Raw genomic sequence first — 24,343 nt, 5'->3', positions numbered from 1 at the left:
CGGAAACGAGGTGAACGAACCCGCCCTCGAACTCAGCGCCTGACCCATTGAACCGAAGGATTTGCGTTACACCACTACTGGGGACTTGACCGCGTATAGTGCCCCGACGCGATGGTCGCTTGTGCCCTGGCATTCAGCGCGGTAGAGCGTCAGCCGGGCAGAACTCAGATGAGGCATGATCCGGTGTGGCATGGCAGTGCGGCTCCGATTCGGCTGATTGGTGCTACGCTGGTTCTTGTACAGCGGCAGACAGGATCTGTCGTTACTAGACCCCGAAAACCCCTACCCCGCTGGGTAGGGGTTTTCGCTGTTATCGGTGGTCTGGTCGCAGTCGACGTCACGGTCGGCAGTACCGCGTAACCGCCACATCGGCGCGCACATCGGTTAGCGTGCGGCGCGCGTCGGTCCCTCGGAAATTGCAACTGCCCCTTCGTTTTTCGCATGGGTGGTGGCGCTTGGGGCGAAGGTGAGGTCGACGCCGCCATCTGTTCGTACTGTCAGAGTGAGTTGCCCATCGTTGCGGAGCACTGTCGTCTGTATTGGGTCGGACGACGTGTTCCCGCCGACAACAGCGTCGAACCAGTCCAGAAACTCGGGGATCGTGCCGATCGTCGCGACGCGCTGATGAAGTGCGATTTGGTCGTGTCCGGAGACGAAAACGGCGCCGTGCACCTCCGTGCCGCACCCGCAACGGCAGGGTCTGCCGAAACCTGGAGTTGTGTCGTCGTCGTAGGTGATCGGATTACGGGCGCTGCGCGATTTCGCGGGCGCGAGTTCGTCGACGTAGGTCTGCCAGACAGGGTGGTCCTTGTCGAGCAGTTTGCCTACGATGGTCCGACGCCCCGGTCGGCCTACTGCATCGATGATCTCGTCGATCTGAGCGGCCATCACGATTCGCCCAGTCTTGTTGTACGAGAAGAGCACATACTGTTCGCGATCGGCCCGTGCTCCCAGTGCGTAGTAGCCGCGGTTGGACCGCCAGTTCTCTTCGAGCGACCGGTGCTCGTCCCAGCCGTAGAAGTTGCGTTCGAGTGGATCTGTCGGGTCGTCCGCAGGCAAGGCTGGGGTCAACTTGATGTGCAACATCCAAATACCTTCTGCGCCTAGGCCGCCCGGTGTGGCAACGTGCGATCACAGTGTGCATCCAGCTCGACGTTGAGTCAACGCCTAGCTGGCTCGGTTATTGAAGCACGAGGCGCCCGTTGCTCAGTGTCAAGCGGCAGAGCTGCGACCCGTGGAAGCGGTTTCGCGCAGTTCAGGCCCACCGTCGAATAGTTGCACAGCTAAGCAGTTCATCGGCGTACGCGGGATGCTCCTCGGTTGTGGGAGTGCGCTCGCGCGCGCAAGGCCCCTGGATATGTGGCACGTATGCCACAAATATGTGCGCGAGGGGGGACTTGAACCCCCACGTCCGTGGACACCAGAACCTAAATCTGGCGCGTCTGCCAATTTCGCCACTCGCGCTTGGATGTGTACGACCGTCCAAACTCTACCGGGCGAATCGGGCTGTGCGAAGCGTTGGGTCGGCGTGGCGTACTCGTGGGTAACACTACCTGGGATTATAACGATTCGGTAAACCTCAATGTGAGGGGTGCTCATGTTTGAGAACTCGGGTAACGGTCCGGACCTGCGCGTTCAAACATGAGGTGGAGTCATGTTTCAGAAGGTTTTGGTACGGGCGTGCAGAAATACTGGGGAGTAGGGGGCGATGTGGTCGGAAACGTGAGGCTTTCCTCATGATTTTGTGCGATTGTGGCTCTCAACAGGCCCGAGGGGCTGCCGGATACGTGCGCGTGCCGTCGGTGGGCGACACGCCAGGAGAAGGAAGTCGAGCGTCTTGACGATCAACGAGAGCACCGAAATCGGCAGGGGAGCGACCGCGAAGGCGAATGGTCGCAGCCAGGCGAAGGGTGCCCGCGTGGCGCTGCTGGAGCAGCTGCGCAATGGCGTGGGATACGCGTTGGCGTTCGGCGGACAGGGCGCGCAGTGGCTGCGCGAGCTCGAGGAGATCGGGCGTGACAGCGCGCTGGAGCCCGAGCTGACCTCGCTGGTGAACGAGGCCTCCGTGCTGATCGAGCCGGTGGCGACCCAGTTGCTGGTGGTGCGGCCCGGCGGTTTCGATCCAATGGGCTGGGTGCTCGAGAGCGAGCTCGACGAGCCGGAGGAGCCGTCGTCGGCGCCCGCGGACTCGGTGCTGCGCTCGGTGGCGGTGTCGATGCCCGGCGTGCTGCTGGCTCAGCTCGCGGCGATCAGGGCGCTCGGGCTGCAGGGTCTCGACCCGGCCGAGCACGCGCCGGTCGCGATCATCGGACATTCGCAGGGACTGTTCGCGGCGGCGGCGGTCGAGGCGGGCGGCACGCGCGACGCGGAGCTGCTGGCCATCGCCCAGCTCGTCGGTGCGGCGGCCGGGCTCGTCGCGCGCAGGCGTGGGTTGATGCCGGTGGGCGAGCGCTCGCCGATGGTCGCGGTGTCGAATGTCGATCCCGTGCAGCTGCGGGCGATTGTCACCGAGGTCGCCGAAGGCGTGGATCCGGCGATTGCGGCGGTGGTGTCGATTCGCAACGGCCGCAGGCGCGTCGTGCTCTCGGGTGCGCCCGCGCAGATCGATCGGGTGCGCACGCGTTGCGCGCAACTGCACGACGAGCAGACCCGGGAGCGGGAGAGCAAGGCTCGTGGCGGTGCCGTGTTCGCGCCCGTGTTCGAGGACATCTCCGTCGACGTGGCCTTCCATCACCCGGCGCTGGCCGAGACCGTCGAACTGGTCGCGGGCTGGGCTCGCCAATGTGAGCTCGACGCCGACCTCGCCGCCGCGCTGACCCAGCAGGTGCTGGTCGACCCGATCGACTGGGTCGCCACCGTGGACGCCGTGGTCGACGCGGGCGCGCAGTGGATCCTCGATCTCGGCCCCGGCGACCTGCTGTCGCGGGTGACCGGCGGCTCGCTCAAGGGCACCGGTGTCGGCGTGATCGCCGCCGCCACCCGCGCGGGCCAGCGCAGCCTGCTCACCCCGGGCGCCGCGCCCGAGCTGTCGACGCCGTGGTCGGCGTTCGCGCCCAAGCCGGTGCGTCTGCCCGACGGCCGTATCGTCGTCGAGACCGCGTTCACCAAGCTCACCGGCCGCTCGCCGATCCTCCTGGCAGGCATGACCCCGACCACCGTCGACGCGAAAATCGTTGCGGCCGCGGCCAATGCGGGGCACTGGGCCGAGCTGGCCGGTGGCGGTCAGGTGACCGAGCAAATCTTCGCCGACCGGGTCACCGAGCTGCGCGCACTGCTGCAGCCGGGTCGCGCGGTGCAGTTCAACTCGCTGTTCCTCGACCCCTACCTGTGGAAGCTGCAGCTCGGCGGCAAGCGGCTGGTGCAGAAGGCGCGGGCGGCGGGTGCGCCGATCGACGGCGTGATCGTCACCGCGGGTATCCCCGAACTCGACGAGGCCGTCGCGCTGATCGGTGAGCTGACCGAGGCGGGCATCAGCCACGTCGCGTTCAAGCCGGGCACCGTCGCCCAGATCAAGGCCGTGCTGCGCATCGCCGATGCCGTGCCGGACTACCCGGTGATCATGCACATCGAAGGCGGCAAGGCCGGCGGTCACCATTCGTGGGAAGACCTCGACGACCTGCTGCTGGCCACCTACGCCCAGCTGCGCGCCCACGCCAACGTGGTGATCTGCGTCGGTGGCGGCATCGGCACCCCCGAGCGCGCCACCGACTACCTCACCGGCACCTGGTCCACCGGCTACGGCTACCCGATCATGCCCCTCGACGGCGTACTGATCGGCACCGCGGCGATGGCCACCCTCGAGGCGACCACCGCCCCCGAGGTCAAGCAGCTGCTCGTCGACACCCCCGGCACCCCTGACTGGGTCGGTGCAGGCACCGCCAGCGGCGGAATGGCTTCTGGGCGCAGCCAATTGGGCGCCGACATCCACGAGATCGACAACGCCGCCTCGCGCACCGGCCGCCTGCTCGACGAGGTCGCAGGCGACGCCGAGGCCGTGGCGAGCCGTCGCGCGGAGATCATCGCCGCGCTCGACGCCACCGCCAAGCCCTATTTCGGTGACGTCGCCACGATGACCTACCAGCAGTGGCTGGAACGCTATGTGTCCCTGGCTGTTTCGAGCGACGTCCCGATCTCGTTCGATTGCGGCAGCGATATCGGTGACGCGATCCGCGACGCCACCCGCTCGGACTGGCTCGACATCAGCTGGCGTGACCGTTTCGCGGAGATGATGCGGCGCACCGAATCCCGGCTCAACCCGGCCGACAGCGGCGAGATCGACACCCTGTTCGCCGACGACGAGGCCTTCGAACACCCGGTGCAGGCGCTGTGCGCGCTGAAGAAGCAGTACCCGTCGGTCGCCGACACCGTGCTGCATCCGGCCGACGTGCCGTTCTTCTTCTCCCTGTGCAAGACCCCGGGCAAGCCGGTGAACTTCGTCCCCGTCGTCGACGCCGACGTGCGCCGCTGGTGGCGGTCGGATTCGCTGTGGCAGGCCCATGATCCGCGCTACTCGGCCGATCAGGTGTGCGTCATTCCCGGCACCGTCGCCGTCGCGGGGATTACTCGCGTGGACGAGCCGGTAGGCGAACTGCTCGACCGCTTCGAGCAGGACACCGCGTACAGCCTGGTCAGGGCCGGTGTGGTCCCCGAACCGGTCGACGCGCGCCGCACCGCAGGCGTCGTCGCAGGCCCGATCGACACAGTGCTCGCCGCCCCCGACGTGCAGTGGGCGGGCCGCACCACCGTCAACCCGGTGCACCGCCTCGGTGATGTCTCGGAGTGGACCGTCGAGCAGGGGAGCGCGGTGCATCACGGCACCGGCGCCATCCTGACCGAAACCACCGGTCCCGAAAGCGAATTCAGCTACGTGGAGCTGACGGTGCCGCTGGCCCGTGACTCCGTGCGGATTCGGATCACCGTGCCCGCGAGCGTGTATTCCGGTGGCGCGCCGGTGATCACCGACGCCGATGCCGAGATCGCGATGTCGGCTCTGCTCGGCGTGGCCGCGGGCAAGGCGCTGCCCGAGGTGAAAGCCGGTGTGGCGCACCTCAACCTGGCCTGGATGCCGGATCTCATCGCCGACCACGCCGGTGTCACCGGTTCGGGTCTGCCCGACACCCTCAGCACCCTCGGCCGCACCGCTCCCGACGTGCTCGTCGGTGCGTGCTGGCCCGCGGTGTTCGCGGTGCTCGGCGCGGCCCGCACGCCGGTCGGTGGCTCCGTGATCGAGGGCATGCTGGACCTGGTCCACCTCGATCATCAGATCGAGCTGCTGAGCGAACTGCCTGCCGAGACAAGCATTCTCGTCGTCCGCGCCGAGGGTGGCGCGGTGGTCGACACCGATATGGGTCGCGTGGTCGAGGTCGTGGTGAACATCGGCCTGATCCTCGATCAGGGACTCGACGCCACCCCGCTCGCCCGCCTCGTCGAACGTTTCGCCATCCGCGGCCGCAACGGTGCGGGCGAGCTCACCGACCCGCCGCGCGCAGCAGGTGCGGTGTCGGACAACGCCACCGACACCCCGCGCCGCCGTCGCCGCGATGTGCAGATGGCCGCCCCCCGCGCCATGCACGCCTTCGCCGCAGTCTCCGGCGATCACAACCCGATCCACACCTCCGACGCCGCCGCCAAACTGGCCGGCCTCGGCAGCCCGATCGTGCACGGCATGTGGCTCTCGGCCGCAGCCCAGCACGCGGTGGTAGCACTGGATCCCGAAAGCTCCGTTCCCGCACGCACTCTCACGGCATGGACCACCAGGTTCCTCGGCATGGTGCGCCCCGGCGCGACCGTGGACGTGCGGGTGGAACGGATCGCGGTGGACGCGGGCGCGGAGATCGTCGAGGTCTCCTGCCGCGTCGACGGTGACCTGGTCATGACCGCGACCGGGCGCACCGCCGCCCCGAAGACCGTGTACGCCTTCCCGGGTCAGGGCATCCAGCGCAAGGGGATGGGCCTGGACGCGCTGACCCGCTCGAAGGCGGCCAAGCGAGTGTGGGAGCGTGCCGACGCGCACACCCGCGACGCCCTCGGTTTCTCGATCCTGGCGGTGGTGCGCGACAACCCCACCTACCTCAAGGCGCGCGGTGTCGAACACCGTCACCCGGACGGCGTGCTGCACCTGACCCAGTTCACCCAGGTCGCGATGGCGACCCTCGGTGTCGCCCAGGTCGCCGAGCTGCGGGAAGCGGGTGCGTTCGTCGAAGGTGCGATGCTGGCCGGGCACTCGGTCGGTGAGTACAACGCCCTCGCCGCCGTTGCCGGTGTGCTGCCACTGGAAGCCGTGCTCGAGGTGGTGTTCCAGCGTGGTTCGGCCATGCACGAGCTCGTGCCGCGTGATGCGCAGGGACGCAGTGACTACCGGATGGCTGCTATTCGCCCGTCGCAGATCGGGCTGCCCGACGCCGAGGTGATCGACTTCGTCAACGGCATCGGCGCCGAAACCGGCGAATTCCTCGAGGTCGTGAACCTGAACCTGCGCGGCTCCCAGTACGCCATCGCGGGCACGGTCGCCGGGCTCGAAGCCCTGGAAACCGAAATCGATCGCCGCCGTGCCGAATTCGGCGGCAAGCGGGCCTTCATCCTGGTGCCCGGCATCGACGTGCCGTTCCACTCCTCGGTGCTGCGCGACGGTGTGCCGGAGTTCCGGCACAAGCTCGGTCAGTTGCTGCCCGCCGAGGTGCACCCGGAAGTCCTTGTCGGACGCTACATTCCGAACCTCGTGCCGCGTCCGTTCTCGCTGGATCGCGAATTCCTCACCGAGATCGCCGAACTCGTGCCGTCCGAGCCCCTGGCCGCCGTGCTGGCCGACTTCGACAGCTGGGCCAAGCGTGATGCCGAACTGTGCCGTGTGGTGCTGATCGAGCTTCTCGCCTGGCAGTTCGCCAGCCCGGTGCGCTGGATCGAAACCCAGGACCTGCTGTTCACCGACGCCGCGCACGGTGGTCTCGGCGTCGAACGATTCGTCGAGGTCGGTCTCGGTGCCACCCCGACCGTAGCGAACCTGGCCACGCAGACGTTGAAGCTGCCCGCGTTCGGTGGGGCGACCGTCGAGGTCGTCAACGTCGAACGGGACGCCGCGGTCGTCTACTCGACAGACATCGATCCGGCCCCGGTCGAGGACATCGACGAGACGCCGGTCGAGGCAACAACCCAGGCTGCGGCCCCCGTCGCCGCTGCCGCCCCGGTCGCCACCGGTGGCCCGCGCCCCGACGACATCTCCTTCAGCGCCGCCGACGCCACCCGCGTGCTCATCGCGCTGTGGACCAAGCTGCGCCTGGACCAGATCGGCCCCGTCGACACCATCGAAGGCCTCTGCGACGGTGTCTCCTCACGGCGCAACCAGCTCCTCGTCGACCTCGGCGCGGAACTGTCCCTCGGTGCCATCGACGGCGCCGCCGACGCCGACATGGGCGCACTCGCGGCCACCGTCGAACGCCTGGCCCGCACCTACAAGCCCTTCGGCACCGTGCTCACCGACGCCATCGGCGACCACCTGCGCAAGGTCTTCGGCCCCTCCGGCAAGCGGCCCGCCGCCATCGCCGACCGGGTCAAGAAGGTCTGGGAACTCGGCGACGGCTGGGCCAGCCACGTCACCGCCGAGGTCTCGCTCGGCACCCGTGAAGGTGCCAGCGTGCGGGGCGGCGACCTCGGCGGTCTCGCCGGTGGCGCACTCAGCGACGCGGCGTCGGTCGACGCCGCCATCGACGCCGCGGTGCAGGCCGTGGCGGCCCGTCGCGGTGTCGCCGTTTCGCTGCCCTCCGCGGGCGGCGCGGCAGGCGGCACCGTCGACGCGGCCGCACTGGGTGAGTTCACCGAGCAGATCACCGGACGCGACGGCGTGCTCGCCACCGCGGCCCGGGTCGTGCTCGAACAGCTCGGCCTCAGCGAGAAGATCAGCGCACCCGAGGCGACTCCCGACACCCTCGCCGACCTCGTCTCGGCCGAATTGGGTTCGGACTGGCCGCGTTTGGTCGCTCCCGCGTTCGACGCCCGCAAGGCCGTCCTCATCGACGACCGCTGGGCCACCGCCCGCGAGGACCTCGCGAAGATGTGGCTCGGTGACGACGCCACCACCGCCGCGCAGCCGATCGACGGCTTCACCGGCGCCGGGGAAGCTGTTGCCGCCCAGGCGAACTGGTGGCGGCAGCGGGCCATGCACGAGGCCCGTTCGGTGCTGGCCGGGGTGTACGCGCAGATCGCGAAGGTCGCGCTCGACACCACCGAGCCGGGCCTGTGGTCCGACGATCTCGCCGTGATCACCGGCGCCAGTAAGGGTTCCATCGCGGCAGCGGTCACCGGCAAGCTCCTCTCCGGCGGCGCGACCGTGGTGGTCACCACCTCGGGTCTCAACGACGAGCGCCTGAGGTTCTACCGATCGCTGTACCGCGACAACGCCCGCCACGGCGCGGCGCTGTGGGTGGTCCCGGCCAATATGGCCTCCTACCAGGACCTCGACGCGCTGATCGACTGGGTCGGCACCGAGCAGGTCGACAATGCGGGCGGCGCCAAGATCAAGGTCAAGGACGCCATGACCCCGACGATGCTGCTGCCGTTCGCGGCACCGCGCGTCGCCGGTGACCTCGCCGACGCGGGCGCCCGCGCGGAAATGGAAATGCGCGTGCTGCTGTGGTCGGTGGAACGGCTGATCGGCGGCCTGTCGGCCCTCGGTGCAGACCACGATGTGGACGCGAAACTGCATGTGGTGCTGCCGGGTTCGCCCAACCGCGGCCTCTTCGGCGGCGACGGCGCCTACGGCGAATCCAAGGCCGCACTCGACGCGGTGGTCTTGAAGTGGAAGGCCGAGAAGTCCTGGGCCGCACGGGTGACCCTCGTGCACGCGCTGATCGGTTGGGTGCGCGGCACCGGGCTGATGGGCCACAACGACCCCATGGTCGAGGCCGTCGAGAAGGCGGGCGTGCAGACCTGGTCGACCGCCGAGATGGCCGACGAACTGCTCAAGTGGTGCACCTCGCGGGCCCGTCAGGTGACACTCACCGGCCCGCAGCAGATCGACCTCACCGGCGGTCTGGCGCGCGCCAAGCTCGACCTCCCCGCACTCGCCAAGCAGGCGCAGGAGGCCGTCGCGGAGAAGACGGAAGAAGTCGCGGACAGGGCGACCATTTCCGCGCTTCCCGCACCGCCGACCCTGAGTTCGGCACTGCCCGTGCCGGATTGGGCCCCGGTCACCGCGGACCTGAGCGAGATGGTCGTCATCGTCGGCGCCGGTGAGCTGGGCCCGTACGGTTCCTCGCGCACCCGCTTCGAGATGGAGGTCGAAGACAAGCTCTCGGCTGCGGGCGTGCTCGAACTGGCCTGGACCACCGGTCTGATCCGCTGGGAGAACGAACCCAAGCCGGGCTGGTACGACACCGAATCCGGTGACTTCGTGCCGGAAGCCGAAGTGGCCGAGCGCTACCACGACACCGTCGTCGAACGCTGCGGTGTACGCCGCTACGAAGACGACGGCGCCATGCTCGACAACGCCGCCCCGCTGCTGACCTCGGTGTTCCTCGATCAGGACCTGTCGTTCACCGTCGCCAGCGAGGCCGAGGCGCGGGCCTTCGCCACCGCCGATCCCGAGCACACGGTGATCAGCCCCGTCGAGGGTTCGGGCGACTGGACCGTTACCCGTCAGGCGGGCACCGAGATTCGCGTGCCGCGCAAGGCGAAACTGTCCCGCGTGGTCGGCGGTCAGATCCCGACCGGCTGGGACCCCACCATCTGGGGCGTCTCGGCCGATATGGCCGCCTCGATCGACCGCGTCGCGCTGTGGAACATCGTCTGCACCGTGGACGCGTTCGTCGGCGCCGGTTTCAGCCCCGACGAGCTGATGAGCTGGGTGCACCCGAGCCTGGTGGCCAATACCCAGGGCACCGGCATGGGTGGCATGTCCTCGATGCGCTCGCTCTACGTCGACAACCTGCTCGGCGAACCGCGTCCGAACGACATCCTCCAGGAGGCACTGCCCAACGTCGCTCTCGCGCACGTGGTGCAGTCCTACGTCGGCAGTTACGGCGCGATGGTGCACCCGGTCGCGGCGTGCGCCACGGCTGCGGTCTCGGTCGAGGAAGGCGTCGACAAGATCCGGCTCGGCAAGGCTGAAGTCGTGGTCGCCGGCGGCTTCGACGACCTGGGTATCGAGGGCATCGTCGGCTTCGGTGACATGTCGGCCACCGCCGACTCGGCGAGCATGCGCGCCAAGGGCATCAGCGACCGCTACTTCTCCCGCGCCAACGATCGCCGTCGCGGCGGGTTCGTCGAATCCCAAGGTGGCGGCACCGTACTGCTGGCCCGCGGTGACGTGGCCGTGGAGATGGGGCTGCCGGTGCTCGGCGTCGTCGCCTTCGCCCAGTCCTTCGCCGACGGCGTCCACACCTCCATCCCCGCACCGGGTCTCGGCGCGCTGGGTGCGGGGCGTGGCGGCAGCGGCTCGCGACTGGCGGCCGAACTGCGCAAGCTCGGCGTGACCCCCGACGACATCGCGGTGATCTCCAAGCACGACACCTCCACTGCCGCCAACGATCCCAACGAGTCGGAGCTGCACGAGCGGCTCGCGGGCGCGCTGGGTCGCACCGAGGGCGCACCGCTGTTCGTGGTCTCACAGAAGAGCCTCACCGGCCATGCGAAGGGCGGCGCGGCAGCGTTCCAGCTCATCGGGCTGTGCCAGGTGCTGGAAAACGGTGTCGTGCCGCCGAACCGGAGCCTGGACTGCGTCGACGAGAAGATGGCCGCCTACCCGCACCTGGTGTGGGCGCGCGAGCCGCTGCGCTTCGGCGAGAAGTTCGCGCTGAAGGCGGGTCTGGTGACCTCGCTCGGCTTCGGTCACGTGTCCGGTCTGCTCGCGGTGGTGCATCCGCAGGCGTTCCTGGCCGCGATCGAACCGGGTGCGCGGGCCGAGTACCAGGAGCGGGCGCAGCAGCGTGCGCTCGCGGGCAGGCAGCGGTTCGCCGAGGCCATGTGCGGTGGGTCGGCGCTCTACGAGAAGCCCGCCGATCGTCGACTGGGCGCGGAAGGCACGCCGGCCAAGCAGATTCGTCAGCTGGAAGCCGACATGCTGCTCTCGCCGCAGGCACGCCTGGACAGCGACGGGCGCTACCGCGCGGATGGCTTCGGTTGTGGCACGGGGCAAATCGCCGCGCAGCCGACCGAAGCGTCGTAGGCTGCCGCTTCGTGACGATTCTCGGTATCGGCTTGGACCTGGTGACCATCTCCGAGTTCGCCGAACAGCTGCAACGGCCCGGGTCGACCATGCTCAGGGAGACATTCACCGCTGGTGAACGTCGCTACTGCCAGAGCAAACAGACCGACCCGGCCCGCAGCTTCGCCGCACGCTGGGCCGCGAAGGAGGCGGTGCTCAAAGCCTGGGCAACGTCTCGCTTCGCGCGCAGTCCCCAGATCGGCGACAACCCGTATCCACTGATCGAAGTCGTCAACGACGCGTGGGGCAGGCCGAGCATCAAACTGCACGGCCTCGCCGCGGAATTCCTGCCCCGCGTGCGGGTGCACCTGTCGTTGACCCACGACGGTGACACCGCCGCGGCGATGGTGGTGCTGGAAGACCCGGGTGAACTGGCCGACCTCATCGAGGGACGTATCAGCACCAGTCAGCGCGACAACTGATTTCGCGAGAACATGGGTAACTCGCCGGGGACATCCAGAACTCGGCGAGTTACCCACCGCAGGCCCGATTGAGACCTCGAGCGCACTCAGCTGTCGGCTGAATCCTCGGGGAGGCGGGACTGCTGCCGTGATTCCTTTTCTGCCACAAGCAGATATGCGACCATCAAACGCTTGAGTTCGGCGACGGCGTCTTTGTTGGACTGATCTTCCTGCACCGAGAAATTCAGCATCGAATACACCACGTGCACCAGCACTTCGGCCATCATCGTGCGCCGGGCGGGTGGCGTGCGCGGGGTCAGCGGCCGCAGCATCTGCGAGACGACCGCCGCGAATTCCTTCTCGTGCAGCGCGCCCGTGGCCCGCGTCGACGGGGTCGACTGCATCGCCAACCACACCTCGCGCCGGGACGGGTCGGTGGTCCACAGGTTCGCCATGTGGTCGACGAACTGGTTCATGTGCCGCAACCAGTCCAGTGAAGGCACTTCACCGTGGAAGTCGGCCAGCTCGCGCGACACCGCGACCAGGTCCTGGCGATTGAGTTCGCAGACGATCACGTACTTGTTGGCGAAGAACTGGTACAGCGTGCCGATCGGCACCTCGGCGCGCTGGGCGACCTCTTCACAGGTGAACGATTCGAAACCCACCTCGGTGAGCAGTTCGCGCGAGGACGCCAGCAGCGCGTCGAACTTGCGCTTGCTGCGTTCCTGGGTCGGCCGCTTGCGCGGCATCAACTCCTGCGGGTCGTCCTGCAATTCCAGCGCAGGGTCCGGACGGCTCTGCGGTGACCGGGCCTGCGCGTGTACTTCCACCCATCCAGGCTAGCGGTATCCGCACGTCCGCGACACGCCTCTACCGACAGCGTGTCAACAACTGCTCTCATTCCCGACCCATCCACACCCTGACCGGTGACGAATCATCAGATAAGTGTGCGTCTATTGAACACCGACGCGTCAGCGTTCCTCAGCCAGCGCATGGCCGGAGCGAATGCGGAGGTACGCGTATCCGCATGCTTGTTCGCGGCTGAACGCTCACGCCGCACCAGACCTACCGCGAAGAGACGGACCCGTGCGGTCCCGTCCCGCACCGTTTCGCTCAGGGGAAGGGCAAGGCTTGTGGCAGCAGGATCTGTGGTAACGCTCGGCGTCAGCACCGAGCGGGGAGCCGTACACGCGGTCGCGTTCGCCGACACCGGCGTCACTCTGACGGACCGGATGTTGCTGCGGCGCACCGTTCGTGCGGGTGGGGACGGGAAAGCCGACGTGGCGGCGGCGGTGCACACCGCGCTCGACGCGATCGCGACCGAACTCGACGACGAGCACGAGATTGCCGGGGTGGCAGTCAGTTACCGCGACGCGAACGAGCGGCGCGCGATCGTGACCCGGTTGGCGGAGACCGAATGGGGTACGGCCTCACTGGTTTCGGCGAAGTCGGCGCATCTGTTCGTCGCGGGCGCGATGACCTGGCTCGACGAGTTCGACAACCTGCTGGTCTACGAGGCGGTGCCCGGCTACCAGGCGATGACGTTGATCGACCCGGGTCGCCACCGCGTCCTCGCCGCCTACTCGCAGACCGGCGCGCCGACGCCCGACGCCTTGCGTGCCGGTGTGTCGTCGGCGTGGGACCAGTTCGAGGCGGCATCGGTGAAGCCCAGCGCGGTGGTGCTGATCGGTTCGTCGTCGGACGCGCCCGCGGTGCGCGACGCGGCCGCCGGATTCGGGGTGCCGGTACTGCCGTGTCGATTGGCGCCGTTCGCGCCCGCCGCCGGTGCCGCGCTGGTCGCGCTCGGTGACACGGTCGTGGTGCCGATCTCGGCCGGTTCGCGGTCCAAGCGCGGGACCGCGATGGTGGCCGCGGCGGCGAGCGTGCTGGCAGGCGGGCTCGTCGCGGGCGGTTCGTACGCGGTGATGAACGGCGGGCCGACGGTGGTCGACAACACCGCGGTGTCGTCGGAGCCCGGTGCCGCGACGGCGCCGGTCATTCCGCAAGCCCCCCGGACGCACGAAGCCGCCTCGGTCGAGACCGGGTCGAACGGCGGCGTCGGTTCCAACAGCGGGTTGCAGGTGAGCCCGGCCGAGGAGTCGACCACCTCGCAGTACGAGACGATGTCGCCGAATCCGCAGTTGGTGAACCCGGGCGAGTTCCCCCTCGACTACCCGACGCAGCTGTACGGGGATGCGCCGCAAGAAGATCCGCTGCCGCTCGAACCCGCGGTGCCTGTCGTTCCGCAGATCCCCGCGGCGGCACCGACCCTGCCGGGCACCGGCATTCCACTCGGGATGCAGCCTGCCCAGGCTGTCACGCCGGAAGGCCCGACCACCGCGTCGGCCGACTGACAACTCGAAGGGGCAGCGCCGCACGTGCGCTGCCCCTTCGTCGCGTTCAGACGCTGGTGCGCCGCCGGAACAGCACCCCGGCCGCGAGGTAACCGACCAGCGCGATCCCCGCGCACCACAGCACCGCCAGCAACCCGCTGTTACCGATCGGCGTGCCCATCAACAACCCGCGCACCGTCTCGATCACCGGCGTCACCGGCTGGTTCTCGGCGAACCAGTGCAGCCACGTCGGCATCGACGAGGTCGGGACGAACGCCGAACTCACGTACGGCAGGAACATGAACACGAACGTGAAACCGTTGGCCGCCTCCGGGTTTCGCGCCAGCAGACCCAGCGCCGCCGACAACCACGACAGCGCGAACACGAACATCGCCAGCACCCCGAATACGCCGAGCCAGTGCAGCGGATCGGCGGTCGGCCGGAAACCGAGCAGCACCGCCACTCCGAGCACGATCGTGGAGGTGATCAGATTGCGGAGCACGCTCTCGGCGACATGCCCGGTGAGCACCGCCGAGCGGGCGATGGCCATGGTGCGGAATCGGTCGATGATGCCCTCGGCCAGATCCGTCGACAGCGCCACCGCGGTGGTCGCCGCACCGAAACCCGCGCACAGCAGGACGATTCCGGGCACCACGTAGTCGATGTAGTCGCCGGGGCCGACGTCCATCGCGCCGCCGAACACGTAGACGAACATCAGCAGGATGATCACCGGCAGGGCGACGGTCATGATCATCGTGTCGGGACTGCGCAGGGTGTGGCGGATATTGCGATCCAGCATGGTGGCCGAATCCTGGACTGTGCGAGTGGCATTCATGCCGCGACCTCGGTTCGTTCGGTGAGTGCGAAGAAGACATCGTCGAGATCAGGGGTGTGCACGCTCAGCTGTTCGATCGCGATGCCGAGGTCGGCGAACCGGTCGAGGAGCTGTTTGATCTCCGCGGCGCTGCCGTCGCACGGCACCTGCAGGGTCAGCTGGTCGGCATCGGCCTGTCCGCCCGCGCGGGGGTCGAGTGCGTCCGTGGCGGCGGTGAGCAGGGCGCGGTCGGCGAAGCGGAATCGGATGTGGCCGCCCGGGACCAGGCGTTTGAGTTCGTCCGGGGTGCCGTCGGCGACGATACGGCCGTGGTCGAGCACGGCGATGCGGTCGGCTAGCTGATCGGCCTCCTCCAGGTACTGGGTGGTGAGCACGATGGTCGTCCCCTCGGCGGCCAATTCCCTGATGGCAGACCACAGGTCGCGTCGGCTGCGCGGATCGAGGCCGGTGGTCGGCTCGTCGAGGAAGACCATGCGTGGTTTGCCCATCAGGCTCATCGCGAGGTCGAGTCGGCGACGCATGCCGCCCGAATAGGAGGCGACGGGTTTGTCGGCGGCCTCGACCAGGTCGAAACGTTCGAGCAGTTCGGCGCCGCGCCTTCGGGTTTCGTCTTTGCCGAGGTGCAGCAATCGGCCGGTGAGGCGCAGGTTCTCGGTGCCGGTGAGCACCCCGTCGACGGCGGCGTACTGGCCGGTGACGCCGATCAGCCTTCGGATGGTTTCGGGGTCGGCGGCCAGGTTGTGTTCGAAGACGTCGACCTCGCCGCGGTCGGGGCTGATCAGGGTGGCGAGGATGCGGATCAGGGTGGTCTTGCCCGCTCCGTTGGGTCCGAGCAGGGCGAAGACCGTGCCTGCGGCGATGTCGATGTCGAGGTCGTCCAGCACGACATGGGAGCCGAAAGTCTTGCGCAGCCGGCGGATCGAGAGCGCGGGTGGTCGTTCGGATGGCATGAGTTCTCTCCGATCGAGAAACTGTTTATGTTGTATATATCGTTTATAGGCTAAACAGTTCTTGGGCGCAAGAGTGGCCGGGCTAGAGTCGAGGCGAGCAGAGGAGGCAGATGACGACGTCCGGCGACACAGCGCTCCCGAGAGCGGTCGAGCTGATGTGGGGGCTCGAGCAGCCCGGCGGGCGCGGGCCCAAACGGGCGCTCACCCTCGACCAGATCCTCGACGCCGCTATCGCGGTAGCCGATGCCGAGGGGTACGCGGCGCTGTCGATGAACCGGGTCGCCAAGCAGCTCGGATTCACCGCGATGTCGCTGTACCGGTACGTCGACAGCAAGAACACGCTGATCGACCTGCTGATGGACCGCGTCGTCGGCCCGCCACCCGCTGTCGCGGATCCGGCGTCATGGCGGTCCGGGCTCGAGCAGTGGGCGCGCGCGGAGTTCGCGCGGCTGGGGCGTCATCCCTGGTGGCTCGACATTCCGATGAGCAGGCCGCCGATGGGCCCGAACAATATGGCGTGGCTGGAGACCGCCCTCGGCATGCTCGCCGGGGCGGACGTACCGGAGCCGGTCAAGCTCCAGCTGGTGATGAATCTGTCGATGTTCGTGGTCGGTAAACGGCGCTTCCTGCGGGACCTGCAGGAAGAGGAGGGCGGCGACTTCGCCTCGGTGATGACCAGGGTGCTCGACCCACAGCGCTTCCCCTCGGTGTCGGCCGCCCTCGCCTCCGCCGCATTCGATGACGACGACGCCGACATCGATTGGGAGCAGGCCGATTTCGAATTCGGCCTGGCCCGGTTGCTCGACGGTTACGAGGTCTTCATCGCCGGCTTCGGCGACTAGACCGACAGGTCGCGGCGCAACTTCGCGACATGACCGGTGGCACGCACGTTGTACTGGGCCACCTCGATCTTGCCCTTCTCGTCGACCACGAACGTGGAGCGGATCACGCCGGTCACGGTCTTGCCGTACATCATCTTCTCGCCGAACGCGCCCCATTCTTTGAGCACCTCGCGCTCGGGGTCGGACAGCAGTGGGAAGGTCAGGCCCTCGTTGTCACGGAATTTCGCCAGCTTGGCGGGCTTGTCGGGGGAGATGCCGAGCACCTCGAGGCCCGCGCCACCCAGCTCGGCCAGATTGTCGCGGAAATCGCAGGCCTGCTTGGTGCAGCCGGGGGTGCTGGCGGCAGGGTAGAAATAGACGATCACCTTGCGGCCGCGGTAATCCGACAGCGACACGTCGTTGCCGTCGGCGTCGGGCAGCGTGAACTCGGGGGCGGTGTCTCCGGGAGACAGGCGTTGGTTGTCGGTCACCACCGCACGGTAACCGACCGGTCCGACAAGACGCATGGATAGACTCGGTGACGAGCAGCAGACATTTACCTGGAGGTGACGGTGGCCAAGGACGACACCGACCGGATCGAACGCGAGATCGAGATCGCGCGTACCCGGTTGGCGACCACGCTCGACGAACTGGCGGTGCGCGCGGATCCACAACGGATCGCCGACGACACCAAGAACATGGTGGTCGCCAAGTTGAACGAGCCGAAGGTCAAATACACGCTGATCGGAGCGGGCGCCCTCGTGGCGGGCCTGGTCCTGATCAAGATCTTCCGCCGCTGAACCAGTAGGACGGACAACAAGAACACCCGATGCGGCACATGCCACATCGGGTGTTCTTGTCTACTGGCGCAACCACCACGGTTTTCGGCCGCCTCGGATCCGAGGGGCGAGACGTAACGCCGAAGGCGCAGTATCGCCCCTCGGATTCGAGGCACAAGGGGCCGAAAACCTCGAGGCGCCAGCCTCCAAAATTACTGCGTGGGGCAGGCGAGGCCGTCGCCGTCGGGGTCGAGGTGCGGTGAGTAGCCGGCCTCGCCACGGAACAGCGGCGCGCGACCCGCGGCCATCGCGTCGTCACAGCTGCGGAACGCGCCACCGGCCGAACCGGACTGGACCAGGTTGGCCGAGCCGGTTGCGCCGAGAATGGAGTCGAAGCTGGACGACCCGGTGCCGGCCGAACCCGCGAACGGGTTGGCGCTGGCAACGGGAGCGGCGATCAGGGCGAGCCCTACGGCGGCGAGGCTGACGGTGAGCCGACGAACGTTCATGAATTCCTCTATGTCTGCTGCGGTTCGAGTGTGGTCACGGCCACGACGTGGCCGGTAGGCCCCGTCCACCTTTATGACGGGGCGACCGATTGTCAACCGCACGCGACCCGAGAATTCCGGTCGGTTATTCGCCCAGTCGATGCCCGGTGCGATGTTCGGCCGGGACAACGCCCATGCGACCCGCGTTGAAGTCCTCCATCGCCTCGATGATTTCCTGGCGGGTGTTCATCACGAACGGCCCATACTGAATCACCGGTTCGCGCAACGGCGTTCCGCCCAGCAGCAGTACCTCGAGATCGCCGGTGCTGCTGTGCTGGGTGCGGTCGGCGGCCAGGGTGATCGCGTCGCCCTTGCCGAAAACCGCCAGTTGGCCGGCGCCGATCGGCCTGCGATCGACACCGACCGTGCCACTGCCCGACAGCACATAGGCCATCGCGGTGAAGTCCGTCGGCCACGGTGTTGCCAGCTGGGCGCCGGGCACGAGTGAGGCGTGGGCGTAGGCGATCGGGGTGTAGGTGGAGCCGGGGCCGGCGAATCCGGCGATCTCACCGGCGATGACGCGCACGAGCGCGCCGCCGTCGTGGGAGCTGACCAGGGTCAGTTCGCTCGCGCGCAGGTCCTGGTAGCGCGGGGTGGCGAACTTGTTCGCCCGCGGCAGGTTCACCCACAGCTGGATGCCGTGGAAGGTGCCGCCGGAGATCACCAGTTTCTCCTCGGGGAGTTCGTCGTGCAGCATGCCCGAGCCCGCGGTCATCCACTGTGTGTCGCCCTCGCCGATCGTGCCACCGCCACCTTGGGAATCGTGGTGGACCATGGTGCCGTCGAGCATGTAGGTCACGGTCTCGAAGCCACGGTGCGGATGCCACGGTGCGCCCTTGGCCTCGTGTGGTTCGTAGGCCGCCGGGCCCATCTGGTCGAGCAGGATGAACGGGTCGGCCGAGCGCAGGTCGACGCTGGGGAAGGGCCGGGTCACCTCGAATCCGGCGCCCTCCTGCTGACGCGCGGCGGTGACGATCTGGCGGACCGGTCGCTGGGTCTGGGTGACATCGGAACGGGGCAGCCGGGGCAGCACCATGATGTCGTCGACGGTGATAGCTGGCATGGGTGCCTCCTGAGGTCTTGGTGTCCATGTCAACCAACTTCGGCCTAGAATCATTCCGTGCCCCGATGGTTGTCCGAAGAAGAGCAGCAGACCTGGCAGTCCTACATCCAGATGCGGCAGCGGCTCGATGCCGTCCTGGCCGCCGGTCTTGGCGAACACGGACTGTCGATGCCCGACTACGAGCTGCTGGTACCGCTCTCGGCGGCAACCGATGGACGGCTGCGAGCCAAGGAGTTGGCGGCCCAGGTGTGCTGGGACAAATCCAGGCTGTCCAAGCAATTGGCTCGGATGGCGGCGCGCGGGCTCGTCGATCGGACGCCCGCCGAGGACGACGCGCGCGGCATCGTGGTGTCACTGACCGAGGCCGGGCGCAAGGTGTTGCGCGAGGCCGCGCCCGAGCATGTCGAACTGGTGCGGGAGTTGTTCGTCGACCGGATGACCGATGAGGAAAGCGCGGCGGTCCGTTCGCTGGCGGCGAAGGTGATAGATGCCAGCGAGCGTCGAAATGGTGCGTCGAGTTGACGACGGTTGTGATCGGACGGGCTTGCCTTGGCGGTAGGTTGAGCTATGTAAGACGATGGTCGTGATCGGACGGGCTTGGCCTTGGCGGTAGGTTGAGCTATGTCTATCGCCTCGCTCAACGGCATCCAGCTCAGCTATGACGTCACGGGTTCTGGACCGCTTGTCCTGCTCGTGATGGGTAGTGGGAGTCCGGGTCGTGTTTGGCGCACCTATCAGGTTCCCGCCCTCGTCAAGGCGGGGTTCACCGTCGCTACCGTCGACAATCGGGGGATCGCGCCGTCGTCGGAGTCGGCTGCCGGGATCACCATGGCGCAGCTGGTGGGGGATACCGCCGCGCTGATCGAGCATCTCGGGGCGCCCGCGCATGTGGTCGGTACCTCGATGGGGTCGCGGGTTGTTGCCGAGCTCGCGCTCGCGTGCCCGGATCTGGTGCGTAAGGCGGTCATGTTCGCGGCCACGGCTCGACCGCATCCGGTGACCAGCGCGCTCAGCAAGGGCGAGCAAGCGTTGTACGACAAGGGGATTCAGCTGCCGCCGGAGTATTCGGGCGCGATCAAGGCGATGCTCAATCTCTCACCGCACACCTTGGCCGACCCGGCCAAAGCGCAGGAATGGCTCGACATCTTCGAATTCGCCGGGGGCAAGGCCACACCGGGAACTCGCGCGCAGCTGGGGATGGATCGTTCGCAGGACCGCAGGCAGGCCTATCGCGCGATCATGGTGCCCAGCTTGGTTGTCGGTTTCGCCGATGATCAGATGGTGCCGCCGCAGTTCTGCCGGGAGGTCGCCGAGGCGATTCCGACCGCTACCTATACCGAGATCGAGCGGTGTGGGCACTACGGGTATCTCGAGCGGCCCGACGAGGTCAATCGTGTGCTGATCGAATTCCTTTCCGCTGCTTAATCATTCACAAGGACCTGCCATGAGCGATGCGCCGAACTGCCCAGCGTGCGACTACGAGTACACCTATGAGATGAACGGGTCGTGGGTCTGCCCCGACTGCGCCAACATGTGGGGCCTGAGTGCCGTTCCGGACCTCGAGCAGACGCCGGAGATCCGGGACGCGGTCGGCAATGTGCTCGCCGACGGTGACGCGGTGACGGTGGTGAAGTCGCTCGAGGTGAAGGGCAGTCCCACCGGGATCAAGGCGGGCACCAAGGTTCGCAATATCCGCCTCGTCCAAGGCGTGGGTGACCACGACATCGACTGCAAGGTCGACGGGATCGGCCCGATGCAACTGAAGTCGAGTGTGGTGAAGAAGGTGTGAGTCGCTAGCTCGAGGTCGTGAGGGCTGATGCCGCGGCGGCGGCGATCGCGGTTGCGACGGCGGTGAGGGCGGGGGAGTGGAGTTTCCACTGCTGCCAGTAGAGCGGGACATCGATGTGGGAGTCGCCATCGATGTTGATCAAAGTCGCTGCGGTGCGGTCCTTTTCGATTTGCAGGTCGGGCAGCATGCCCCAGCCGAGGCCCAGCCGGACCGCTTCGACGAAGGCGCTCGACGACGGTACGTAATGGCCGGGCGGGTTGGCTCGTTGGGTGTGGCGGCGCAGGTGGCGCAGTTGTAGATCGTCCTTGCGATCGAAGTGCACGACGGGGGCGTGGGTGTACGCGGCGGCGGTCGGGCCGTCCGGGAACCAGGTGCGGACGAATTCCGGGGTGGCCGTAGGGCGGTAGCGCATGGCGCCGAGGGGGGTCACGGTGCAGCCCTGGACGGGGGTCGCGGTCGCGGTGATCGCGGCCGTCACCGTGCCGTCGCGAAGTAGGCGGGTGGTGTGTTCCTCGTCTTCGCGGTGCAGGTCGAAGGTGATGCCGGCGGGGACCTGGGCGAGCGCGGGCATCACCCAGGATTCGAGGGAGTCGGCGTTGACGGCGATCGGGATGCGTATCGGGTGGTCGGCGTCGCCGAGTTCGCGGGCGGTGTCGTCGGCGAGCAGTTCCACCTGTCTGGCCAGTCGCAGCACGGCGAGCCCGGATCCGGTGGGGCGCACGGGTTTCGAGCGCTGGACCAGGACGCGCCCCGCTGATTCCTCCAGTGCTTTGATCCGCTGGCTGATTGCCGACGGGGTGAGGTTGAAGCGGCGGGCGGCGGCGTCGAAGGTGCCTTCGGTGAGGACGGCGTTGAGCGCGCGCAACTGGTCCAGCTGTAGATCCACGTAAGTAACTCTAATGGTTGTGAAGAAACATTAGCTGGACTGAATAACGGCGCGCTCTTAGCGTCGACAGACGTGACTGCATCATCGGCGGCATTGGCCGCGCTCTCGGGATTGGGCTTCGGGCTCTCGCTCATTGTGGCGATCGGCGCGCAGAACGCGTTCGTGCTGCGTCAAGGGGTGCGTGGGCAGCATGTATTGCCCGTGGTCGCGGTGTGTGCGGTGTCCGACATTGTGCTGATCGGTGCGGGGGTCGCGGGGTTCGGGGCCGTGGTCGAGACGTTTCCGGGGATCGTGACCGTCGCCCGGTGGGCGGGCGCGGCGTTCTTGCTGGTCTACGCGGCCATCGCGGCACGCAGGGCCCTGCGCTCGTCGACGCTGGTCGCCGACGGGGCGGGCGCGACGGTCACCGTCGGTGCGACCGTGCTGACGTGCCTGGCGATGACCTGGCTCAACCCGCACACCTTCTTGGACACGGTGGTCCTGCTCGGCTCGTTCGCGGGCACCTACGCCTCGCCCGACCGCTGGTTCCTCGCCGCGGGCGCGATGCTCGGCAGCATCATCTGGTTCATCGCCCTCGGCTACGGCGCACGGCGTCTCGGCCCGCTGTTCGCGCGTCCGGGTGCCTGGCGCGTGCTCGACTCGCTGATCGCGGTCGTGATGGTCACGTTGGCCCTCGGCCTGCTCATCGCGTGACGTCGCGCGCGACGTCCGCCTCCGGCTCGAGGTGACCGAGCCCGACCACGGCGGCGGTAGCTGGTCGGCTCACGCCACGGTTTCAGGAGCCGTCCGCCCATGGCGCCACCGGGGGCTTCACCCACAGCAGCTTCTCGTCCGCGTGCGTACGCACCGCGGCGGCGTGGTCGGGGTTGCGGGCCGCCCAGGCGTCCTTCTGGTCGAGGAGGTCGGCGACGACCTGCCAGGTCTCGCCGGTGCTGGGTGGGTTGGTGTCGGCGGCGCGGGCCAGCTTGCGCAGGGTGGCCGCGGGCAGGGCGAGCAGTTCGGTGCTGCGGATGTCGCGGGACCAGGCGTAGGCGGCCATGCGGCGGGCCTTGGCGACGCGGCTGGCGGTGGCCGCGTCGGAATGCGCATGATCGGGTGCCTGATCGGCGCTGTCTGGCACGTCGGCGATTCTACGACGAACGCCCGCGCTCCGGTCGACACGATAACCGGGGCGCGGGCGTTCGCCCGTCAGATGGTTCGGTTGGCTCAGTACGCGCTGTTGACGCTGTGGAGTGAGGGTCAGACCCCGACCGAGTGGCCTAGTAGGCGGAGTTCACGTTATCCATGGAGCCGTAGCGGTTGGCCGCGTAGTTGCAGGCCGCGACGATGTTGGAGACCGGGTTCCACACATCGAAGGGGGTGCCCTCGACGTGGAAGGCCGCGAACGTGGGGTCGATCACCTGGAGCAGGCCCTTGGACGGGATGCCGTTGACGGCATTGATGTCCCAGAGGTTGATCGCCTGGGGGTTACCGGTCGACTCACGCATGATGTTGCGGTGGATGCCCTCGTAGCTGCCGGGGATGCCCTTGGCGGCCATGATGTCGAGCGCTTCGGTGATCCAGCCGTGCAGGTCGTTGCTGTAGACCTTGGGCGCGGGTGCGGGCATCGGGGCGGGCGCGACCTCGGGGGCCGGTGCGGGGAGAGCTTCCGGCGCGGGGGCCGGTGCGGGGATGGCCTGGATGGCCGGTGCGGCGCCGACGGCGGGGATGTTCTCCGCCTGCTCGACGACCATGGCTGCACGCTCGGGAACGCTGTCGTCGGCGAACGAGACGGCGGAGGACGCGGCTACGGCGACCAGACCGACCGCGGCGACCGCCACGGTGAACGCCTCACGGCGCGAGCGACGGCCGATAACGGTGCTGAGCTTGTCTTTAGTGAGCATTGCTTTTCTGTTCCTTCATCTCTGTCTGGCGACGCAGGCCCTGGTAGAGGGCGCGATGGATCGCGCAGCGCGCACGGGAGTGCCACGCCGGTCAGGCGATGCGTTGTTTCTGTCTGTGTATGGGAAGGTGCGACACTGTCGGGGGACGAACGCTCGATGGCTGCTCGTCGCTGGCGTCGCACGGTGCTCCACAGCTGGCTGCGGGGAGACCACGCGCTGTTCGGTGCTATCGGAGGTTGGATACTTCCGGGCTAACCAAACCGCAGGTCCGTTTGTGACCTGATGACAGAATGGTCACGACGGGTTAACGCAAGGTGAACGAAACTTGAACGGCAAACGCTGTCGATCTTGTTCACTTGCCGGACAGTTGCAGAATCGTTATGTATGCAGGAGGTTTAGAACTCCGAACTGCGTGCTCGCCGTCACAAAAAAAGTTTGACCGAATGGGGTTTCGCGGGGGTTTTCGCAGCTCGGGGGAGTTCGAATCGTGGTCTGAGCGCTCGAGCGCCCGCTCGGCCATGGCAGTTCGATAACGAGATCGTGATCGTCGCCCGGCACGCTCCACCGAGCAGGAGGGCCGCATCCCGGCGGCTGTGGTAACTGCGGGGATGCGGCTGCGCGCTCAGCCGGTGGCGTCTGCTGATCCGGCGATCAGCATCGAGACGATGACGGCGACGACGTCGGTGGGGATCGAGGGGTCGGTCGCGCGTTGCATGCCGAGGCCGAGAACGAGGCTGAACAGGGCCAGTCCCAGGGCTCGCCCGGCAACCGGGAACAGGACTCGCACCAGCCCGCCGAATAGTGTCGCATCACACACCGATGACGGCGGGAGGCGCGGTGACCCGGAACCGAGCCACT

Annotated in this window: 20 protein-coding genes and 1 tRNA gene; 9 read left to right on the top strand and 12 right to left on the bottom strand. The window is 67.7% G+C overall.

The window, feature by feature from the left end:
* Nucleotides 1-384 precede the first annotated feature (384 nt).
* Entirely contained in the window at nt 385-1,086 is a 702-nt protein-coding gene (locus ACFWUP_RS22260; RefSeq protein ID WP_379237190.1) for a hypothetical protein, read from the bottom strand.
* A gap of 296 nt (nt 1,087-1,382) precedes the next feature.
* Nucleotides 1,383-1,464 (bottom strand) — tRNA-Leu (locus tag ACFWUP_RS22255).
* A gap of 373 nt (nt 1,465-1,837) precedes the next feature.
* Between ACFWUP_RS22255 and ACFWUP_RS22250 the strand changes: the two genes are divergently transcribed.
* Together ACFWUP_RS22250 and ACFWUP_RS22245 are read left to right on the top strand one after the other, a co-directional pair.
* Nucleotides 1,838-11,158, top strand: a complete 9,321-nt coding sequence (locus ACFWUP_RS22250; RefSeq protein WP_379237188.1) for a fatty acid synthase subunit beta domain-containing protein — start codon at nt 1,838-1,840, stop codon at nt 11,156-11,158.
* An 11-nt stretch (nt 11,159-11,169) separates the two neighbouring features.
* Complete coding sequence (locus tag ACFWUP_RS22245; protein ID WP_379237186.1) at nt 11,170-11,619, top strand: holo-ACP synthase; 450 nt, start codon at nt 11,170-11,172, stop codon at nt 11,617-11,619.
* A gap of 86 nt (nt 11,620-11,705) precedes the next feature.
* Here ACFWUP_RS22245 and ACFWUP_RS22240 read toward each other — a convergent pair whose 3' ends face one another.
* Entirely contained in the window at nt 11,706-12,347 is a 642-nt protein-coding gene (locus ACFWUP_RS22240) for a TetR family transcriptional regulator (RefSeq protein WP_379237201.1), read from the bottom strand.
* 384 nt (nt 12,348-12,731) lie between these two features.
* On the opposite strand from ACFWUP_RS22240, the gene ACFWUP_RS22235 reads away from it, so the two are divergent.
* The gene (locus ACFWUP_RS22235) at nt 12,732-13,952 is read left to right on the top strand and encodes a hypothetical protein (protein ID WP_379237184.1); all 1,221 of its coding nucleotides are present in this window, start codon (nt 12,732-12,734) and stop codon (nt 13,950-13,952) included.
* Between the two features lie 46 nt (nt 13,953-13,998).
* Here the strand turns inward: ACFWUP_RS22235 and ACFWUP_RS22230 are convergent, their stop codons facing one another.
* Together ACFWUP_RS22230 and ACFWUP_RS22225 are read right to left on the bottom strand one after the other, a co-directional pair.
* Nucleotides 13,999-14,766 carry an ABC transporter permease gene (locus ACFWUP_RS22230; RefSeq protein WP_379237182.1) on the bottom strand — a complete coding sequence of 256 codons (768 nt, stop codon included), beginning with the start codon at nt 14,764-14,766 and terminating at the stop codon, nt 13,999-14,001.
* The gene (locus tag ACFWUP_RS22225) at nt 14,763-15,716 is read right to left on the bottom strand and encodes an ATP-binding cassette domain-containing protein (protein WP_379237180.1); all 954 of its coding nucleotides are present in this window, start codon (nt 15,714-15,716) and stop codon (nt 14,763-14,765) included. Before ACFWUP_RS22225 ends, ACFWUP_RS22230 begins: the two co-directional genes overlap by 4 nt.
* A gap of 110 nt (nt 15,717-15,826) precedes the next feature.
* Here ACFWUP_RS22225 and ACFWUP_RS22220 point away from each other — a divergent pair, with 110 nt between their 5' ends.
* A complete protein-coding gene (locus tag ACFWUP_RS22220; protein WP_379237178.1) occupies nt 15,827-16,558 on the top strand; it encodes a TetR/AcrR family transcriptional regulator in 732 nt (243 codons plus the stop codon).
* Here the strand turns inward: ACFWUP_RS22220 and bcp are convergent.
* Entirely contained in the window at nt 16,555-17,028 is a 474-nt protein-coding gene (gene bcp, locus ACFWUP_RS22215; RefSeq protein ID WP_379237176.1) for a thioredoxin-dependent thiol peroxidase, read from the bottom strand. The genes ACFWUP_RS22220 and bcp overlap by 4 nt on opposite strands.
* Nucleotides 17,029-17,103: 75 nt before the next feature.
* Between bcp and ACFWUP_RS22210 the strand changes: the two genes are divergently transcribed.
* Nucleotides 17,104-17,337, top strand: a complete 234-nt coding sequence (locus tag ACFWUP_RS22210) for a DUF3618 domain-containing protein (protein ID WP_378918345.1) — start codon at nt 17,104-17,106, stop codon at nt 17,335-17,337.
* 191 nt (nt 17,338-17,528) lie between these two features.
* On the opposite strand, the gene ACFWUP_RS22205 is transcribed toward ACFWUP_RS22210, so the two are convergent.
* Nucleotides 17,529-17,825 (bottom strand): excalibur calcium-binding domain-containing protein, encoded by a 297-nt coding sequence (locus ACFWUP_RS22205; RefSeq protein WP_266298247.1) that lies wholly within the window; start codon nt 17,823-17,825, stop codon nt 17,529-17,531.
* Nucleotides 17,826-17,949: 124 nt separating this feature from the next.
* Nucleotides 17,950-18,927, bottom strand: coding sequence for a pirin family protein (locus tag ACFWUP_RS22200; RefSeq protein WP_379237174.1), 978 nt, complete (start codon nt 18,925-18,927; stop codon nt 17,950-17,952).
* A 57-nt stretch (nt 18,928-18,984) separates the two neighbouring features.
* On the opposite strand from ACFWUP_RS22200, the gene ACFWUP_RS22195 reads away from it, so the two are divergent.
* From ACFWUP_RS22195 to ACFWUP_RS22185, 3 genes are all read left to right on the top strand, one after another.
* Entirely contained in the window at nt 18,985-19,449 is a 465-nt protein-coding gene (locus ACFWUP_RS22195; RefSeq protein WP_379237172.1) for a MarR family winged helix-turn-helix transcriptional regulator, read from the top strand.
* Between the two features lie 99 nt (nt 19,450-19,548).
* Nucleotides 19,549-20,352, top strand: coding sequence for an alpha/beta fold hydrolase (locus tag ACFWUP_RS22190; protein ID WP_379237170.1), 804 nt, complete (start codon nt 19,549-19,551; stop codon nt 20,350-20,352).
* 19 nt (nt 20,353-20,371) lie between these two features.
* Entirely contained in the window at nt 20,372-20,716 is a 345-nt protein-coding gene (locus ACFWUP_RS22185) for a zinc ribbon domain-containing protein YjdM (protein ID WP_379237168.1), read from the top strand.
* 4 nt (nt 20,717-20,720) lie between these two features.
* Here the strand turns inward: ACFWUP_RS22185 and ACFWUP_RS22180 are convergent, their stop codons facing one another.
* Nucleotides 20,721-21,602 carry a LysR family transcriptional regulator ArgP gene (locus ACFWUP_RS22180; RefSeq protein WP_379237166.1) on the bottom strand — a complete coding sequence of 294 codons (882 nt, stop codon included), beginning with the start codon at nt 21,600-21,602 and terminating at the stop codon, nt 20,721-20,723.
* Between the two features lie 72 nt (nt 21,603-21,674).
* Between ACFWUP_RS22180 and ACFWUP_RS22175 the strand changes: the two genes are divergently transcribed.
* Nucleotides 21,675-22,295: a LysE/ArgO family amino acid transporter gene (locus ACFWUP_RS22175; RefSeq protein WP_379237164.1), complete on the top strand. Its 621-nt coding sequence runs from the start codon at nt 21,675-21,677 to the stop codon at nt 22,293-22,295.
* Between the two features lie 82 nt (nt 22,296-22,377).
* Here the strand turns inward: ACFWUP_RS22175 and ACFWUP_RS22170 are convergent, their stop codons facing one another.
* The 3 genes from ACFWUP_RS22170 to ACFWUP_RS22160 form a co-directional block, all read right to left on the bottom strand.
* Nucleotides 22,378-22,722, bottom strand: a complete 345-nt coding sequence (locus tag ACFWUP_RS22170; protein WP_379237162.1) for a hypothetical protein — start codon at nt 22,720-22,722, stop codon at nt 22,378-22,380.
* 139 nt (nt 22,723-22,861) lie between these two features.
* Nucleotides 22,862-23,485: a transglycosylase SLT domain-containing protein gene (locus tag ACFWUP_RS22165; RefSeq protein WP_379237160.1), complete on the bottom strand. Its 624-nt coding sequence runs from the start codon at nt 23,483-23,485 to the stop codon at nt 22,862-22,864.
* A 622-nt stretch (nt 23,486-24,107) separates the two neighbouring features.
* Nucleotides 24,108-24,272 (bottom strand): hypothetical protein, encoded by a 165-nt coding sequence (locus ACFWUP_RS22160; protein ID WP_379237158.1) that lies wholly within the window; start codon nt 24,270-24,272, stop codon nt 24,108-24,110.
* Nucleotides 24,273-24,343: the final 71 nt, after the last annotated feature.

Source organism: Nocardia sp. NPDC058658 (assembly GCF_042716665.1).
In the GTDB taxonomy this organism is placed as follows: Bacteria; Actinomycetota; Actinomycetes; order Mycobacteriales; family Mycobacteriaceae; genus Nocardia.
The sequence above is the reverse complement of the archived record's forward strand: the minus strand, read 5'-3'. Positions and strand labels throughout refer to the sequence as shown.